Source organism: Belliella filtrata, from assembly GCF_022549775.1.
Lineage (GTDB): Bacteria > Bacteroidota > Bacteroidia > Cytophagales > Cyclobacteriaceae > Belliella > Belliella filtrata.
Window position 1 is genome coordinate 50606 of record NZ_JAKZGP010000018.1, and the last position, 18549, is coordinate 69154.

12 protein-coding genes are annotated in these 18549 nt (G+C 39.0%); 9 read left to right on the forward strand and 3 right to left on the reverse strand.

Going from position 1 to position 18549, the window contains the following annotated elements; translation table 11 throughout:
* The first annotated feature begins 19 nt into the window (after positions 1–19).
* The 9 genes from MM239_RS08930 to MM239_RS08970 all read left to right on the forward strand — a co-directional run bounded on the left by MM239_RS08930 (position 20) and on the right by MM239_RS08970 (position 12864).
* Entirely contained in the window at positions 20–1345 is a 1326-nt protein-coding gene (locus MM239_RS08930) for an alginate export family protein (RefSeq protein ID WP_241347862.1), read from the forward strand.
* 278 nt (positions 1346–1623) lie between these two features.
* Positions 1624–4053, forward strand: a complete 2430-nt coding sequence (locus tag MM239_RS08935) for a TonB-dependent receptor (RefSeq protein ID WP_241347863.1) — start codon at positions 1624–1626, stop codon at positions 4051–4053.
* 244 nt (positions 4054–4297) lie between these two features.
* Complete coding sequence (locus tag MM239_RS08940) at positions 4298–6676, forward strand: TonB-dependent receptor domain-containing protein (RefSeq protein WP_241347864.1); 2379 nt, start codon at positions 4298–4300, stop codon at positions 6674–6676.
* A 166-nt stretch (positions 6677–6842) separates the two neighbouring features.
* Positions 6843–9212, forward strand: coding sequence for a TonB-dependent receptor (locus MM239_RS08945; RefSeq protein WP_241347865.1), 2370 nt, complete (start codon positions 6843–6845; stop codon positions 9210–9212).
* A 221-nt stretch (positions 9213–9433) separates the two neighbouring features.
* Positions 9434–9760, forward strand: coding sequence for a DUF6686 family protein (locus tag MM239_RS08950; RefSeq protein ID WP_241347866.1), 327 nt, complete (start codon positions 9434–9436; stop codon positions 9758–9760).
* A 26-nt stretch (positions 9761–9786) separates the two neighbouring features.
* Positions 9787–10485 (forward strand): DUF4198 domain-containing protein, encoded by a 699-nt coding sequence (locus tag MM239_RS08955; RefSeq protein ID WP_241347867.1) that lies wholly within the window; start codon positions 9787–9789, stop codon positions 10483–10485.
* Positions 10486–10610: 125 nt separating this feature from the next.
* Positions 10611–10928 (forward strand): hypothetical protein, encoded by a 318-nt coding sequence (locus MM239_RS08960; RefSeq protein WP_241347868.1) that lies wholly within the window; start codon positions 10611–10613, stop codon positions 10926–10928.
* Between the two features lie 5 nt (positions 10929–10933).
* Entirely contained in the window at positions 10934–11230 is a 297-nt protein-coding gene (locus MM239_RS08965; RefSeq protein WP_241347869.1) for a hypothetical protein, read from the forward strand.
* Positions 11227–12864, forward strand: coding sequence for a PepSY-associated TM helix domain-containing protein (locus MM239_RS08970; protein ID WP_241347870.1), 1638 nt, complete (start codon positions 11227–11229; stop codon positions 12862–12864). Before MM239_RS08965 ends, MM239_RS08970 begins: the two co-directional genes overlap by 4 nt.
* A gap of 127 nt (positions 12865–12991) precedes the next feature.
* On the opposite strand, the gene MM239_RS08975 is transcribed toward MM239_RS08970, so the two are convergent.
* The 3 genes from MM239_RS08975 to MM239_RS08985 form a co-directional block, all read right to left on the reverse strand.
* Positions 12992–14581 (reverse strand): RagB/SusD family nutrient uptake outer membrane protein, encoded by a 1590-nt coding sequence (locus tag MM239_RS08975; protein WP_241347871.1) that lies wholly within the window; start codon positions 14579–14581, stop codon positions 12992–12994.
* Positions 14582–14594: 13 nt separating this feature from the next.
* Entirely contained in the window at positions 14595–17612 is a 3018-nt protein-coding gene (locus MM239_RS08980; protein WP_241347872.1) for a SusC/RagA family TonB-linked outer membrane protein, read from the reverse strand.
* Between the two features lie 338 nt (positions 17613–17950).
* Positions 17951–18549 (reverse strand): group II intron maturase-specific domain-containing protein (locus MM239_RS08985; RefSeq protein ID WP_317235630.1); only part of this gene is annotated, 599 nt, incomplete at its 5' end.

Below are 18549 nucleotides of genomic sequence, written 5' to 3' on the forward strand. Positions count from 1 at the left end.
ACCATAAACCTTTAACATCATGAAACAATTTATAACATTTATATTAACCATGCTGCTAACAATCAGCTTCTTTGATCTTCAAGCACAATTCAATATTGATGGTCAATTTATTCAGCGCTCTGAATACCGAAATGGATTTGGGGGTTTGATCAGCAAAGATCAAACACCCACAGTTTTCACCGCACATAGGGCAAGACTACAGGCTACATATCAAACTGAGAACTTGAAATTTTACATGAGTATACAAGATATCAGAACTTGGGGCAGTACGCCACAAATCAAGGCAACAGACAATTTCCTTTCCGTGCATGAAGCCTGGGGAGAAATCAACTTGACTGAAAACTGGGCAATTAAATTAGGCAGGCAAGAATTGAATTATGATAATTTCAGGTTCTTAGGAAATCTAGATTGGGCACTACAAGCTAGGTCACATGACTTTGCACTAGTTAAATATGAAAAGAATTTGATGAAACTTCATCTTGGTGGTGCATACAATCAAGCTGAGCAGACACTCTTTGAGCAACCATACCTTATTCCTCATCAATATAAAACAGCCCAAATGGCAAGGTATGAAAACAAGTGGGGCAAGTTCATGTTTTCGGCACTTGTCTGGAATGATGGTAGGTATTGGCACGAAGTCGATAATCTAGGAAATATGCTAGAAGAGGGAATCAGGTATAAGACTACCATAGGAATTCCTACTTTGAAATATCCAGTTGGAAACACAGCGTTTTCTGGATTCTATTACCATCAAGTAGGGCAAGATATAACAGGGACAAGCGTCAACGCTTATAATTTCAATTTAAACATCAAACATTCCTTTGCAAATAAAAATGTAGTAGGCAGGCAGTGGACAATTTCGGCAAGTGCAGAACACCTAAGCGGTACCAGCAACTTGACTTCATCCATAAACAATTCATATCAACCACTCTATGGAACAAACCACATTTTTAATGGATATATGGATCTCTTTTATGTCGGTGGAAGACACGAAAACACTGTAGGCTTAGAAGATTATGCTATAAAGACGCGCTTCACTTTAAACCCAAAGTTCTTCATTCAAGGTGACTATCATTTCTTTCGTGCACATAGCCAAGTTTTTTATTTGAGAGAAACAAGTCCTCCACTTTTGAATCGTTATTTGGGTAGCGAAATTGATTTCACTTTTGGCTGGCTTATCAACGATGCCTTATCGATTCAATCTGGGTATAGCCAGTTTTTTCACTCAGATACCTTCGCCTATATGAATGGAGAAAACATGCTTAAGTCCTCCCAAAACTGGGCTTACATCATGTTGATCGTTAGGCCTACGATGAAAAATAAATTTATCGGTATACTGCTGTAGGCATTACTCCCCATAAAGTTAATCCATAGATCCAACTATCCCCAGGTCTTGGCTAAAAACTATGCCTTAAAAGCTAAAAATACACACATGCATCAGTCTAACCAATCATTAATATAGTCAATAGGATCTCTAAAATCATAGATGAAACCATGATTTAAAAGAGAAATGGCTTTAGAATTTCCATAGAAAAATATTATTTAAAATAATTCTAAATAGTAAACAATCAATTACGTAAGATCTATACATTTGCATTAATTTAGATTTAATCCAAATAAATAATGAATAGATTATTACTCAATACAGTGGAGTTAAAAAAACTTCTCCTTCTGGCATTAAGCATTCTCATCAGCCTTCATTTACCCGAAAATGTAATGGCACAGCACCAAACCAATATGGGTGGTGTGGTGAAAAACAATAAAATGGAACCTTTACCATTTGTGAGCATAAAGCTAAAAAACACGGTGATTGGTACAACTACCAATGAAATGGGCTTTTTTGAAATCAAAGGGTTAAAACCTGGAAATTACATTTTGATTTTCTCTTATGTAGGCTATAAATCACAAGAGCGTGAGGTGGTCATAGGTACACATGAAACGTATCACCCAATTGAAGTTATACTTCAAGAGGATGGAAATCAGTTGACAGAAGTAGTAGTCAGCGACGGAAAGATAAATCCTTTTGATGGAAAGGCATCAGAATATCCAGCCAGAATGCCCTTATCAAATCTTGAAAACCCACAAGTTTATAATGTGGTCACCAAAGAATTGATGAGAGAGCAGCAAATTGTTGGTTTTGACGATGCATTAAAGAATGCTACTGGAGTTCATAAGCTCTGGAGTGCTACAGGAAGAGGGGGTGACGGTGCAGGATATTATTCCATGAGGGGCTTCAGTGTACAACCAAGCCTGATGAATGGTGTTGCAGGCATATCAAATGGTAGTCCAGACCCTGCCAATATAGAACAGATTGAAACAATTAAAGGACCTTCAGGAACCCTATTTGGTGGGAGTATTATTTCCTTTGGAGGTTTGATCAATATAGTCACCAAAAAACCTTACGAAGGCTTTGGAGGTGAAATTTCTTATACAGCAGGTACTTTTGGTCTAAACAGAATTACGGCTGATATCAATACACCTCTGGGTGACAATGACAAAGTTCATTTACGGGTGAATACGGCTTACCATCATGAAAACAGCTTTTTAGATGCTGGGTTTAGGACAAGCAAATTTTTAGCTCCTTCCCTATCCTATAAAGTAAATGAAAGGTTATCATTTTCAGTGCAAACAGAGTTTTATCAGGCTGAAAGTACCAATCCACTGATGATATTCCTCAACCGATCTAGACCTTTAACAGCTAACTCCCCAGCGGGACTTGGACTAGATTTCAATAGGTCCTACACAAGTAATGACATTACTATACAAACCCCAACGACAAATATTTATGCACAAGCAAATTATAAAATTTCTTCTAAATGGACTTCTCAAACCAATGTCTCTAGAAGCCTAAGGCAGGCAGAAGGGTTTTACCAGTACTCCATGTTTGCTATGCCAGGAGACTCCTTACTAACAAGGTATGTCAGCCTTCAAGATTCCAAAAACTTAGTTACTACTATCCAACAAAATTTTATTGGAGACTTCAGTATTGGTTCACTAAGAAATAGACTTGTCGTGGGCTTAGATTATTTCCATCAGCAAGGAATAAATAACAACTCAGCATACATTCCATTTGATACTGTTAGTACTTTAAGGGCAGATCCTAGATACATTCAACTTACCAGTTCTGCCCTAAATGCACGCTTAGCGAACAACCAAAACCCTTCTAAAACTGAAACCAATGTATACACCTACAGTGCCTATTTCTCAGATGTAATTAATTTGACTGAACGCATGATGGCCATGATGAGCCTGCGATTAGATAGGTTTGACAATAAAGGCTCATACAACCAAAGGACGAATACCACAAGTGGAGAATACATGCAAACAGCCCTATCGCCAAAACTTGGTCTAGTTTATCAAGTCCTGAAAAAAAGGGCATCCATTTTTGGGAATTATATGAATGGTTTTCAAAATGTTGCCCCAATCACTCAACCTGATGGATCTGTTGAAATTTTCAATCCGCAGCATGCTAATCAATGGGAGCTAGGGGTCAAAACAGAACTTTTTGATGGTAAATTAACAGGAAGTGTTAGTTATTATGACATTTATGTCAAGAATGTAACCAGACCTGACCCAGAAAGAATTGGCTTTAATATTCAGGATGGCAATATTTCCAGCAAAGGACTTGAATTTGAGGTGATTGCTAATCCAATCAATGGATTAAACATATTGCTTGGTTATACCCACAACGAGAGCAAAAATGATCGAACAGCTGAAGGGATCAATGGTCGACGTCCTGTATCAGCTGGTCCAGAAAACTTAGCAAATGCATGGGTCAGTTATCGCATCAGCAATTCAAGACTTCAAGGTTTAGGCTTTGGGGCTGGCTTCAACTACGCCTCCGAAAACCACATCACCAATTCTCAAGCTACTGGAATTTTCACCCTACCAGCATATACCGTATTTGGATCAACTATGTTCTATGACACAACACACTACAGGTTAGGCCTTAAAATAGACAACCTTACCAATCAACAATATTGGGGAGGATGGACGACCATAGAACCACAAATGCCAAGGAGAATCTTAGCTTCAATGGCTTTCAAATTTTAAAACAAGTTTGCTAAAACAAAGCAAGAAGCTTCACCATAGGTGCTAATCAACGCCATTTGAACCTTTCAAATTCAGGTTGAAGAAATTTGAATTTTGATTCGGACAAGCATTCTATGCTAAAACAATGATCAGTCTTTCTCTCAGGCAAAAGGTCGGTCGTCCCACACAAACTAATCCTTACTTCAACACTCACAAATAGCATACATAAAGCCATTATTTAGGTATGCGCTAAACATCCAAAATCATGAAAACCATTATAAAATTATTCTTAATTGGAATGATGTTGATCAATGGTACATCATCAATTGCCCAACAAGATGCATTTAATGTCACAGGGATTTTAAAATCAAAAGATACAAACCAGCCTGTTGCCTATGCCACAGTAATGCTTAGATCCAGTGAAACTCATGAAATGCTAGCTGGAACCACAAGTTTAGAAAATGGTAGCTTTACGATCTCAACTACTTCCAAATCGTTTTACTTGGAGATCAGCTTCATTGGCTATACTACAAAAAAGGTTCAGCGCCCTAACACAAACTTAAACGAAATAAATCTCGGTATTATCCTTATGGAAGAAGATAGCCAGACTTTGGATGAGGTGGTGATTCAAGGCGAAAGATCTCGTACAGAATTTCAATTGGACAAGCGAGTTTTCAATGTTGGTCAAGACATCAGCAGTACAGGGGCTAGTGCATTGCAAATACTGAACAATATCCCTTCAGTAAGTGTCAATATTGAAGGACAGATCAGCCTGCGAGGAAGTCAAGGTGTTCGCATTCTTATCAATGGTAAACCTTCCGTTCTAGCAAGTGAGCAAGGTAATATCATGGGCACCATCACTGCTGACATGATCGAAAGCATTGAAGTCATAACCAACCCTTCCGCCAAATACGAAGCTGAAGGTACTTCAGGCATCATCAACATTATCCTCAAAAAAGAAGGAGAGAAAAACTTAAATGGTTCCATTACCCTCAACACAGGGATTCCAAACAATCACAGCCTTGGTCTAAGTCTCAACAAAAGAACAGATAAAGTCAACCTTTTTGCTCAATTGGGTGTCGGCTACCGAACCTTTCCACATCACAATGAGACTTTGAATAGGGAAATTGTAAACAACTCAGAACTACACACACTGAGTGATAGAGACTTCAAAGAGGAGTTTTATAACTTGATACTTGGAACTGACTATCGGGTCAATAACTCAACAGTCATCAGTCTTTCAGGCCAATTTGCTTATGAAAAGGAGACCACTGATTCCAAAAATGATTATACACTAAAGAATTTAGAGGGGACAATTACTGATATTTGGTCCAGAAAAGAAGATTCCTATGCAGACAACCCGAAATGGCAAGGAGAATTTCAAGTCAAAAAGGATTTTGACGAGTCAGGCGATCACAGCCTCTTGGCCAGTGCCACAGGGGCATTCTTCCGCAAAGATCAGGTCTCAGATTTTCAAAACAGTACTATCCTAGGAGACAGACCCGATGCTCTACAAAAATTGAATACAGATTATAAAGAAGGCATCTATACCTTTAAATTAGATTACACTAGGCCATTTTCATCCTATTATGAGCTTGAAACAGGAACACAGTATGTTATCAATGGCGTATCCAACGACTTTGCTGTCCTTGATCAGCATGAAGGCGAGTGGATTCCGGATCCAAATTTCACAAATGTATTTGTGTTCGATCAGGATGTATTGGGACTCTATAGTACCATTTCCAGAGAGAAAGACAAATGGGGAGCAAAACTTGGGTTACGTTTCGAATATACAGCTCAGGATACCCGACTTGAAGAAACACAAGAGAACAATAGACAACGCTATGGTGATCTCTTCCCTACGGTGCATACTTCCTACAAATTTTCAGACAAATACTCCCTGCAGGCGGGCTACTCTGCAAGAATATTCCGACCAGGGCTCTGGGAGTTGAATCCTTTTTTTGCTTTGCAGGACAATTTCAACATCTATACAGGCAATCCAAACTTAGTGCCTGAATACACTGATTCTTATGAAGTGACCTCAATCTACCATTTGGACAAAGTATCTTTCAATATAGGTGTATACCAGCGCATTACTACCAATGTAATAGAAGAAGTGTTGACTGTGGAAGACAATATAAGCATTAGAAAACCAGATAATGTAGGCCGAAGCCGAACGACAGGCTTAGAATTCAACAGCAAATACACCCCATGGGACTGGGCTACAATCGATATTGACTTGAACTACAATGCTTTTTCCAGAAAAGGTACTTATAAGCAAGAAACTTTTGAGTTTTCTGGTAACCGTTGGACTTCAAGGGCTATGGGAAAGGTAAAATTACCAGCAAACTTTGACTTGGAAGCTGCCTGGACATATGAATCTGCCTATGAAACCCTGCAACTTGATATACTGGACAATTACTTCTTAGACTTAGGCTTGCGCAAAAAACTACTCAAGGGTAAGGCAGTAGCAAATTTAAGCGTTAGAGATGTATTTGCGACCAGAAGGTTTAGGGCTGTTTCATCTCGAGAAGACCTTGAATTCAACCGACTTGGTATGTCTGGAAGGTTTATCACTTTAGGAATCAGTTACGGCATTGGTAAAGGAGATGCCATGGAATTCTCTGGGCAAAAGCGATTTTAATCACTAAGTAGGTAAATCTAAAAAATACGCTTATACCCTCTCTATTAAATGCAGTTCAGTTGTTCTGCATGCCGCATTTTATAGGAGAATTTAAACGACTCAACTGGTGGATACAGTAAGCCCAAAACCAATTTTCCACTAACCCTCAATGCTAACTCATACAAAAATGAAGACATTAATTTGCAGTCTGCCGACAGCAGACAGGAAATCATTTGCTATCTACTTAATAATTTTGATCAATTTTATATGGATATCAAATAGTCAAGCCCAGCAAAACACAGCCAAAATCCAAGGAAAAGTGCTCACTGATAAAGGACTTCCCATACCCTTTGCCAATGTCTATCTCAAAGACAAAAACAAAGGTGCACTCACCGATGAAGAAGGTCATTTTACTATTGATCAAGTATCCCCAGGGAAATACATTTTAGTTATCTCCCATTTGGGTTATGCAACAAAAGAAATCCAACTCAAACTGGAAAATGGACAGACACTGAAGGTCCCAGCTGTAAGTCTTCTGGAAAACGGCAGTGACCTGTTGGAATTTACCTTGACTGACTCCAAGATAAATCCATTGGCCAACAAAAAGACAGACTATGTTGCCCGTATGCCATTGGAGAATTTGGAGAACCCGCAAATTTACAATGTGGTGAGCAAAGAACTGATAAAGGAGCAGGTCATCACAGACATCGGGGAGACTGTCAGAAATGCACCTGGCGTAGTTCCCATCACCTATGCATCCGGTGGATTTGGGACAACATTCAGGGGATTCAGTACAGGAATCAATGCCAGAAATGGCATGGAAGCGGCCACGGGTCGATCCAGTCTTGACATTGCAAATGTTGAGCGAATTGAAATATTGAAAGGCCCATCTGCAACATTGTTTGGTGCCAATGTATCTTCTTTTGGAGGAGTAGTCAACTTGGTGACAAAAGCGCCTATGGAAGAAAGGCAAACCGAAATTACCTATACAACAGGAAGCTTTAACCTGCACCGCATTACAGCAGACGTAAATACGCCGTTAAATGAAGATAATACAGTGTTACTACGGGTTAATACAGCCCTGAACCGTGAAAAAAGTTTTATGGATTATGGTTTCAACAATACCTTCATCATTGCTCCGAGTTTGTTGTACAAGGCTTCTGAGCGACTAACTATAACCTTGGACATGGAATATTTCAATGCAAACAGTACCAGACCGCAATATTCCAGGTATGCCCCCAACGCTGGAATTACCAGCCCAAGACAACTTCAAATTGATTATAGAACATCCCTATACCATGAAGATGCAGACTCACAAACTGCCGCAACAAAGCTATTTGCTCAAGCCAAATACCAACTGGGTAAAAACTGGACTTCCACCACTTTGTTTTCCTTCCTCAATGAAGATGTCAAGTATAGTTACCAGGCTCAGCCAACATGGATCTCCCCAACTGAAGTCGCCAGATCGGTTGGCATGTGGGGGCCCATCTATGCAAACTACACCAACTTCCAGCAAAACTTTAACGGTGAATTCCAGACAGGTAACATTGACCACAAAGTACTTATAGGTGCTAATCTGAGGGCATTTGATTCCAGAAGTGAATACTCCACAACAGATGGTTTTATTGATACTGTCAATGTAACCAATGATTTCAGACCACTTAGAAGATTTGAAATGGATTCGCAATTGATACCGAGATTTTTCCCAGGCTGGCATAGCCACAATGATCTTACGCACAGTGCATACATCGCAGATGTCATTCAATTAACAGACCGCTTATCCACTATGCTAAGCTTAAGATTGGATCATTTCAAAAGACCTGATGACGACGATGTTGCCGGCTTTGAGCAGACAGCCTTAGCACCTAAGGTAGGGATTGTTTACCAAGTGCTAAAAGACAGGGTTTCTGTGTTCGGTAACTACATGAGCGGATTCCAAAATCAGGCTCCCAGGATGCAGCCAAACGGCCAACAATTATCCATAAACCCAGTTTTTGCCACCCAATCCGAGGGAGGTATCAAAGCAGAACTATTTGAAAAAAGACTAAGTACTACAATCAGCTATTACCATATTGCCATAGAAAATGCAGTCCGGGTAAATGCTGACGGTTTTGCAGTACAAGATGGCCAACAGGTAAGTAAAGGGCTGGATATAGAAGTCATTGCCAATCCCATTGCTGGCCTGAACCTAATCGCTGGCTATGCCTACAATGACAACAGGATAATCAGAGCAAGTGACGAATCCATTGAAGGCAACAAGGCCAATGATGCACCTGAGCACGTGGCAAATTTCTGGGCTTCCTACAGCTTCCAGCATAGATTGAAAGGCTTTGGGCTGGGGCTCGGAGGTAACCATGTAGGAAGCTCCTTCATGTTTACTGACAATGTATTTACCATTCCTTCCTATACCCTATTGAATGCAACTGCATTTTATGAGCAGGGAAATTGGAGAGTTGCTCTAAAGTTAAACAACATCACCAATGAGCAATATTGGTCATTTTTGGGCGTAGCTCAGGCACCTACTAACTATATGGCGAACTTGAGCCTCAGGTTTTGAGGCAGCTGCATTAATAACATTTAGCCTTCAGGTACATTACCCCTCCTATTCAGCATAAGCAATCAACATTGCGGGATTTGGCCCGAAATAAAGTGCATCTATTAACTATCAAACTTCATAGAAAAATGTTATTTAAAATTATTCTAAATAATACAACAAGCAGGAATGATTCTTCTTATATTTGTTTTTATTAATACTTAATCTAAATAAAAACAAATGGTATGGGCACATGTAAAACTGAAGTCATTCTTATGAGAGAAGGGTTTATACTAACCCGTTGTGAACATTGTGACAAGTACAGCTTATTGTACAACCAAATCATGATACAAATGAACGCGCTTGATTTTGAAGCATTCACCCAGTATGTGTCATACATAGAATTTGAGTTGCACTACTTCCCCTTCTTTGACGGTATTGACAGGGTTTTGCTAGAGACTTTTGATCCTTCCATTCAATTTACCTTAAAGGAAGAAGAATTCTATAGGCTAAAAGGCTTCCTTGAAGAAGCAAAAATTCAACTTGCTATTTCCTCATTACTCAAACAATAATTACTAAATAAATCACAAAAGAAAATATGAAAAAGAAAATCAACCTTCTACTGTTTACTTTCCTCGCATTTGTAGGAAGTGCATGGTCTCATGCTTTATGGATAGAGACAGACGCAAACGGTCAGCTCAATATCAAACAAGAAATTAAAATATTCTATGGAGAGTATGCCGAACAACATATTGAACCTATAGCTGATTGGTATTCGGATGTAAAAAACTTTGATCTTTGGTTGGTCACTCCTTCTGGAAAAAAACAAAAGATAGAAACCAGTCCGTTGGAGAATCACTATTTGGCATATTTCACACCAACTGAAGAAGGATTGCATCAAATATTCATCAGCCATGAGGCCAAGGACTTAGGAGGAAAAACCCTCTATCAGTTTAATACCACAAGTATCGTAAAAGTTGGAAATACCAAAAATAAACTTAATCATGAGCACTTAAACATAGACTTAAAACTTATTCCTCATGATAAAAATAATTTCACCGTGTATTTTAAAGGAACACCTGAGCCCAATGTCGCAGTTGAACTTACAGGCCCTTCTGGTTGGACAAAGGTTTTCCAATCTGATGCCAATGGAAAGATATCGCTAGAAACCCCTTGGGAGGGCAGCTACATGCTAGAGGCTACAAAAAGCACCAAAGAATCAGGAGAACATCATGAAAATGCTTATGAAAGTGTCTGGAGATGTGCAACATTTAAGATTGCCTCACTTTTTAATTGATCTTTTACTTTCCCGCAAGTTTGACATGCTTGCGGGATACCCTCTTTGTCAGTCAAAATAACCCTATTCTTCTTCAAAATATAATTATCATAGATACAAACCATACTTTGAAAATGTATACAATCATGATTACAATCACGGCTTTGGGTTTCTTACTAAATTACCTTAGCTCAAAAAGAATAGTCATTCCTTCAAATATAAAACTAGTTTCCTGGTCTCAAGATAATCCATTGAAAAGCAGATTGATAGGCATCAGCATATTGATCATTTCTTTGATTACCCACATCTATCATTTGGGAGTAGGGTCAGGTTCCCTGTCTTTTATTTTGACACTGATGTTAACAGGTAGTTTGGTAATCTTATTAAGCCCCTTAGAGATCTTTGGTTTGAAGAACCTTTCCTTAATCTTTATTATCAGTTTGAGTTTTGAAACATTGCTTTAATTGCTATGCCCGCAAATAAAAAACACCTTTCATCTTGGAGCCAACGTATCCTGAAAATTACAGCAGGTCTTATAGGTGGTTATGGCGTAACGACCTCTTTATTCATTGCCTTATCCTTTTGGCTTGATCATGTGAATATGCTCATGAGTCTTCGATTTGCTGGCTTTCTATTGTGGGCATTTTTAATGGTATTTGCTTTCCTTTCAAAAAACGCATGGAAGATTTGGGGATTGTATTTGATACTCACCCTACTATTTACATTAGGTATCTATTTAGGACAAACTTATAGCCCCATCTTATGAATATCAGGAACTACAACATTTTATTTCACACCCACACCATCAGTGGCATCATCATAAGTGCTGCACTGTATGTGATCTTCTTCGCTGGTTCTTATTCGTTTTTTAGAGATGATATAGAAGCCTGGGAAAGAAATGAGCCTGCAAAAGAAAGTGTATTCTTAGAAACAGACATCAATGCTTTGGTTGAGAATTTAGCCATAGCTCATGACTTAAAATTCCGTGATATTACTCTAAGTCAACATAAAATCAGTCAACGTATCAACGTCAGCCTATCAGCACCAAAGGACACCTTAGATGAATCAAGACAACGAGCAGCATTCTTTTACATGAACCTCAATGATTACAGCACTTCCGAATACAAGAATGCTTATACTTTGGGGGAATTCTTATACAGGTTACATTTCTTTGCGCAACTGAACCTGTATGGAAGATCAGGCTACCTATTCGCTGGAATTGTTTCATTTTTTTTCCTTTTTGCGCTGATCACTGGGGTTTGGATACATTGGGATAAAATCATCAGCAATTTCTACCTATTCCGACCAAAGGCCAAATTAAAGAACCTATGGACAGATGCCCATACTGCACTTGGGATCATAGGCTTACCTTATCAATTTATCTTTGCCTTAACGGGTGTATTCCTAATCATAGGTACAACTGTATTGGCACCTCCAGTGCTCTCTATCATCTATAAAGGTGATCAAGAATCCATGTATGCAGATATGGGTTTTGGCCTTCCAGCATATAAACCCAGTTTCCAATCCCTAGACAATGTACCAGACCTTAATTTCTATGTGGAAGAGGTTCAAAAAAGTTGGGGAGAATTCGATTTACGTTCCATTTCACTCTTTGCTTATGGAGATCAAAACATGCGAATCATCATAGAAGGAGTTCCTTTACCTGCTTCCAAATTTACAGGTAAGGGCAAGGCGATCTTCAAAGCTGGAGACTTGGCTCCTGAATACGAAGTTGATCCGTATGGACCAAGCAGTTACTTACAGGGTTCTAATGATGTATTAAGAAAGTTACACTTTGGAGACTTTGGGGGACTAGGTTTACGAATAGTATATTTCATTTTAGGATTAGTTTCCTGTGTGGTCATACTTTCTGGTGTATTGATTTGGTTGGTTGCTAGAGACAAAAAAAGTACACCTGATATAAAAAGGAAATTCAACAAATGGTTAGTATGGATTTACTTGGCAATTTGTTTGGGAATGTATCCTGTAACAGCCATTTCATTCTTAGCCGTAAAGCTATGGATGTCAAATAGCGGGTTAAGTCCTATGGAATTTATTTACCATTGGTACTTCTACGGTTGGTTGATTATATCAATCTCATTGGTAGCACTGAGAGATAACTTCAAAATAACGAAATGGAGCATGCTATCAGGTGCGATTCTGGGTTTGGCCATTCCAATTTCCAATGGCTACCAAACAGGTAATTGGCTATGGAAAACATTTAATAGCGACCAAATTCAAATCTATACAGTGGACATGTTATGGCTTCTCACATCAATCTTGTCCTTTTGGGCAGCTTACATGATGCATAAAAAGGATAACTCAACCTCTCCAGTGGAACATAATGATAATCAGACAACAAAGCTTAAAGAAAAGAGCGTTAAATATCAAAATGTATAATATAGCATATAGATAATCAGGTTTAAAATCCAAAATTAAAAATTGGTCCTTAATAAATCAAAAATCCAGGTTCAAGCCTCCAAACTATAGGAGATTGAACCTGGATACAAAAATCTGATTGATCCTCTTAGTAACTTGAGTTTTGTGTAAGGTTAGGATTGTTATTCAACTCAGCTTCAGGTATTGGGAAGATGATTTTGTCTTGAGCTTGAGGGTGTGGTCTATGATTAAACCAACTCTTGGTTTGAAATACACCAAACCTGATCAAGTCTTGTCTTCTATGGGCTTCAGCAGCAAACTCCCACCCCAATTCATCTAGAAATCCACCAAATGGAATCACACCTGTGTCCAAATCAATACTTCCATCAAGATTCTGATATCCATATTGATACCTGCTATTCCCTTCAAGTTGAGCAGCTGTCACAGTGGCTTTAGCAGGATTGGTATTTGCAAAAGCCCTTGCCCTTACTTCTGAGACTATTTCAGCAGCTTGAGTACCATTGCCTAGCCTCAATAAAGCTTCAGCTTTCATCATCAAAACATCTGCATATCTAAAGAATGGGAAATCATTATCTAAGCTTCCTGTTGCACCTTGCTTGATTTGGTATTTACCTATTCTGTAGCCTTGATTCGACGTTGTAGCTGCGATACTTGGCACTTCTTTGGTGTAACTGATCACCATTTCACCAGTATTAGCATGGAACTGAGGCCCCATGATCCAAGTATCATAGAGTCTACCATCTTCTTCATCATACGTATCGATAAATTGTGGAACAGCGCAGTTTCCTCCCCATGGTCCAGCTTGCATGTTGTAAACAAATCTGCTCAAAGGATCTAATGTTTTCATGTGAACAGTGTTACCTTGTCCAAAAATCTCATCATAAGGAACAGCAAAAATGATTTCCTCATTGTTTTGATTTTCCCAATGGAAAACCTCAGCATATACATTATCAAGTTGATATGCACCACCAGCAATGATTTCATCACAAACTTCTATCACTTTTTGCCATTGTGGTGTACCAGTATATACCTCTGCATTGAGGTAAATCTTGGCTAACAATGTTTTGGCCACCCAGTAGTTCATTTGACCATAAGTATTTCTAGCATCCTGACTTAAGTCAGGCATTGCAGCTTCAATTTCGGAAATAACGAAATCATACAATTCCGCCCTAGAGCTTTGTTGAGGTAAACTCACATCTCTGAAATCCGTCACAACAGGCACGTTCCCATGATTGTCTAAGAGCAGGTAATAAGCAAATGCTCTCACAGCTTTTAATTCGGCAATCACAGCTTCCCTTCCGTTCTCTATGGAGATTTGATCATCTTCTATTTGAGCGATCACCCTGTTGGCTGTAGTGATACTTCGGTATGAGCTTTGCCATAGATTAGTAGGCTGCCATTGTATCGCTGTCCAAGTGTGTTGATGCATTCTTACATAGGTACCCCCATCATACCAGCCATTTGGTCTGGCTGGTGTAACGATTACGTCAGCAGATTCTTCTTGCACATCAAAATGTCCCTGCCATCCCATCATCAAAGCACGGAGAGAGCCGTACACAGGTGCAATGATGGCAGGAATATCCCTTTCTCCTGGTCTGAAATTCTCAGACAATACTTCTGAATATACTTGTTCATCTAGATTCAGGCATGATTGGAAAGCTAAACTTCCCCCAATCACCAAAGCTGAACCTAAAACTATTTTGTTGAATACTTTCATGATTTTGATCTTTTTAAAATGAAATATTTAGACCCAATGTAAATGTCCTCGTGGTAGGGTATTTATCCCTTTCATCATTTCCTGGTGAGAAACCTAACACACTTACTCCTTCGGGATCTATGCCTTGGTATTTGGTTAAAATGAATAAATTTAGTCCTGAGGCATAAACCCTTGCATTCTTCATCACGCCCCTACCAGGGAAACTGTAACCAACAGTCAGGTTGTCCAGCTTCAAATAATCTCCACTTTCTATATAATGGCTTACATAAACTAAGTCAGAGTCTAGTCGCTGTCCATAAACGGGATCATAAGCTGTATTGAGCATGTTATAGGCTATGTTCTTTGGATTTTCATAAAACATGCGTTGAAAGTTCAAAATATCATGGCCAAAAGCTCCTCTGAAATTAACCTCCACATCTACTCTACCATAAGTGAATGAGTTGTTGAAACCCACTATATGTCTTGGAATACCATTTCCGTAAAACTGTCTGTCTTCTTGAACTGCCTCAGTAATTGGTACGACCTCTCCATTTCTATTTTCAATTAACCAAAGTCCATCTTCATTGACTCCAACAGATTTCAAGACAAAGAACTGACCAATTGGGCCTCCTACTTGAACCCTATGTGTATAGTCTTGAATGGGTTCTCCAGTGCCACCTGCATTAAAGAACTCATTGGAAACATCAAATACATCATTCGACAAATCAATTAATTTATTGCGATTAGTGGAATAAGTAAAGTTGGAGTTCCATACAAATTTAGCTTTTGAAATTGGGGTGAAGTTTAAGAGTACTTCCATACCATCATTCTGCATACTCCCTGCATTTAGCATCATACTTCCAAAAAGATATGGAGGGGTAGGCACTGGGAAATTATACAGCAAATCATTGATATCCCTTCTGTAAAAATCAATTGATCCACTAAGTCTATCTTTGAACAAGCTAAAATCAACCCCTAAGTTGTATTCTATTTTAGTCTCCCATCTCAAGTCAGGATTAAAGTTACGCGTTGGAATAAATCCTTGTACCCATTGTCCACCAACATAAGCTCCTTGATCCCTATTGAAGTTATAGCTAATTTGTGACAAGTAAGGATTACCTGCAATGGTACCAGTCACACCATAACCAGCCCTCAATTTGATATCTTCAATGTTAGACACATTTTTCAAAAATGGCTCATTACTGATTCTCCAACCCACAGAGGCAGCAGGAAAAGTACCCCATTGATTATTGACTCCAAACCTAGAAGAACCTTCTCTTCTTACACTGGCCATAAACAAATACTTGTCATCATAACTGTAAGTAAATCTGCCAAAAAATCCAGCAAGCTGCCATTGGTTCTTATTACTTCCCATACTTGCTTGACCGTTTTGCAAAGCGGCACCAGCACCCAAGTTGTTCCAAGTGTATAGGTCTGTAGGGAAGTTCCAGTTACTTGCATTGAATCCTTCAAAAACAGCATCTTGCCAGCTATACCCGCCTAATACAGTGAAAAAATTCTTGCCAATTGATTTATTGTAATTACCAGTCAACTCTACTAAGTTTTCATTGTGAGCACTTGTTGATCTAGAAGCTGTACTATTCCTATTGTTCAACCAGGTATCTGTATGGTTAAAGGTTGTTGCACCACCAAAAAGGTCATTGCTTTGAACATTTGACACCAAGAGCTTCAAATCCAAATTATCAACTGGTGTATAGTTCAAGGATCCACTCATTCTCATTTCGTTGAACCTAGACTGAGAGGTATATTCATATATCCTAGAGATCGGGTTTTCATAAAAATAACCATCTCGTTCTTGCCAATTTCCTTGGTCATCCCTAACCCTATCTGTGGGATTTCTGATCATTGCCTGTCTAAATGCATAGCCATCAGCACCTCCTCTTTCTGATTTAAACACCCTGTTGATGACTTGAACATTTGCCCTAAGTTTATCATCAAACATGCTGTGATTGAGATCCGCTCTAATGGTGAGTCTCTCTTGGCCCGTTCTTAAGAATATACCATCCCAATTCCTATAATTGATGGATCCAGTAAAGTTTGTTGTACTATTTCCTCCAAATAATGTTAAGTTATGATTTTGACTAACAGGAGTTTGTAACATCTCCCCTATCCAGTCTGTATTTCCGCCATAATCAGTGTAGGGAATCCCCTCTTCAGCGATAAGCCTTCTATAATCATCTCCCGTTAGCAGGTTCGGCCTTCTTTGAATCGTCTGCACACTCACATAATTATTATAATTTACAGTATTTCTTCCTTGATCATTTTTTCTAGTGGTAATCAAGATTACACCCCCTGTAGCCCTAGTACCATATATGGCCGCGGCTGACCCATCTTTCAAAACATCAATTGATTCTATATCTTCAGGTGCCACCGTGTTCATATCCCCAGGTATTCCATCTATAAGAATCAAAGGTTGGTTTGTCCCATTAATAGAGTTGATCCCTCGAAGGTTGATTTGTGTTCCTGCCGCTGGATCACCGCTAGGAGTAGTTACACGCAGACCTGCTACTTTACCTTGTATCAATTGTGCAGCATCCCTTACAGCCCCTTTCACAAAATCCTCTTCTTTGACTCCTCCAATAGAACTGGTCACATCTCCTTTCCGCATTGTACCATACCCTACGACAACTACCTCATTCATAGAAGTCACATCTGGCTTTAGCTGTATTTCAAATACAGATTGGTTGGTGATATTTAGTTCCTGGGTCTCAAATCCAACAAAACTAAAAATCAAAGTTCCACCTTCATCTGGCACACTTAAAGTAAATCCTCCATCAATATCTGTAGCAGTACCTCTGGTTGTACCTTTGAGTACAACACTTACTCCAGGAAGCGTCAATCCATCTTCAGTGGAATACACTGTTCCTCTTACAGTCCTATCCTGCTGTTCAGAAGCGGTGACACCTAGCCTTTCTCCCAAGATGAGAGACTCATTTTCCATAGTAGATGCATGAGATATCTTGACTCCAAATTGAAGAATCAAGATTATCCCCATGGCAACGACATGTTTTAGTTTAGTAAAATTTTCCATACTATTTATCGGGTTAACATTTCTTTTAATGCTCCAGTCGTGACTTGAAATTTGAATTATTTCTGACTTGGAACACCTTATAAATGTACCAAAAACACTTATCTAAAAATTCAACAAAAATAGCCTATCCCAATACTATATTAGCCCAATCTAAGCATCGACAATACTTTACCTAACCAACTAATAAAACTGCCAAAAAACACCTTGGTTTAGGCTATCTTATTTATATGTTTAAAGCAAAAAATACATTCGATGCAAAATAGAGTAGGAAGATAGGGATTATTTCCCTATCTGTCCTCTCACACCACCGTACGTACCGTTCGGTATACGGCGGTTCTTTAAGTTTTGATTCTAACCTTTTGGTAATAGTCCGACAGGAATACATAGCCCGATTGCTTTAATCTACTTTTGGTAATTGTGGTGTTAAGAATGAAGCTATTAGCTATATGCCAATACCCCTTTCTTGTATTTGCCCACTCCCAAGCTTTTGATTTCTTGACCCCAAGCTTGATTAGATTTGTCAGTTTGGTCTTTATTCGTTTCCATTGTTTCCATATGACCATTCTTATTCTCCTTCTGTACCACTCATCTATCTTAAGCAAAAGGCTTTGCATATCTGCCAACTTGAAGTAATTCACCCAACCAATGATGTATTGACGGAGTGATTCCTTCCTGCGGTCATTACCCCAGCCATTGCTGCGTGATGTCAGTTCCTTTAGTTTGGATTTCATCTTTGACACACTTTTGGGGTGTATCCGCAGCCTGCCCTCTCCCTTCGTCCTGTAAAACGAGTAACCAAGGAATTTAACCTTGGATATAGGAGCGACTTGACTTTTCTCTCTGTTCACTCTCAGAAACAGCTTATCCTCTATAAAGCGGATAATCGAACTCATCACACGTTCCGCGCTTCGGTTGCTTTTGCACAGGATGACCATGT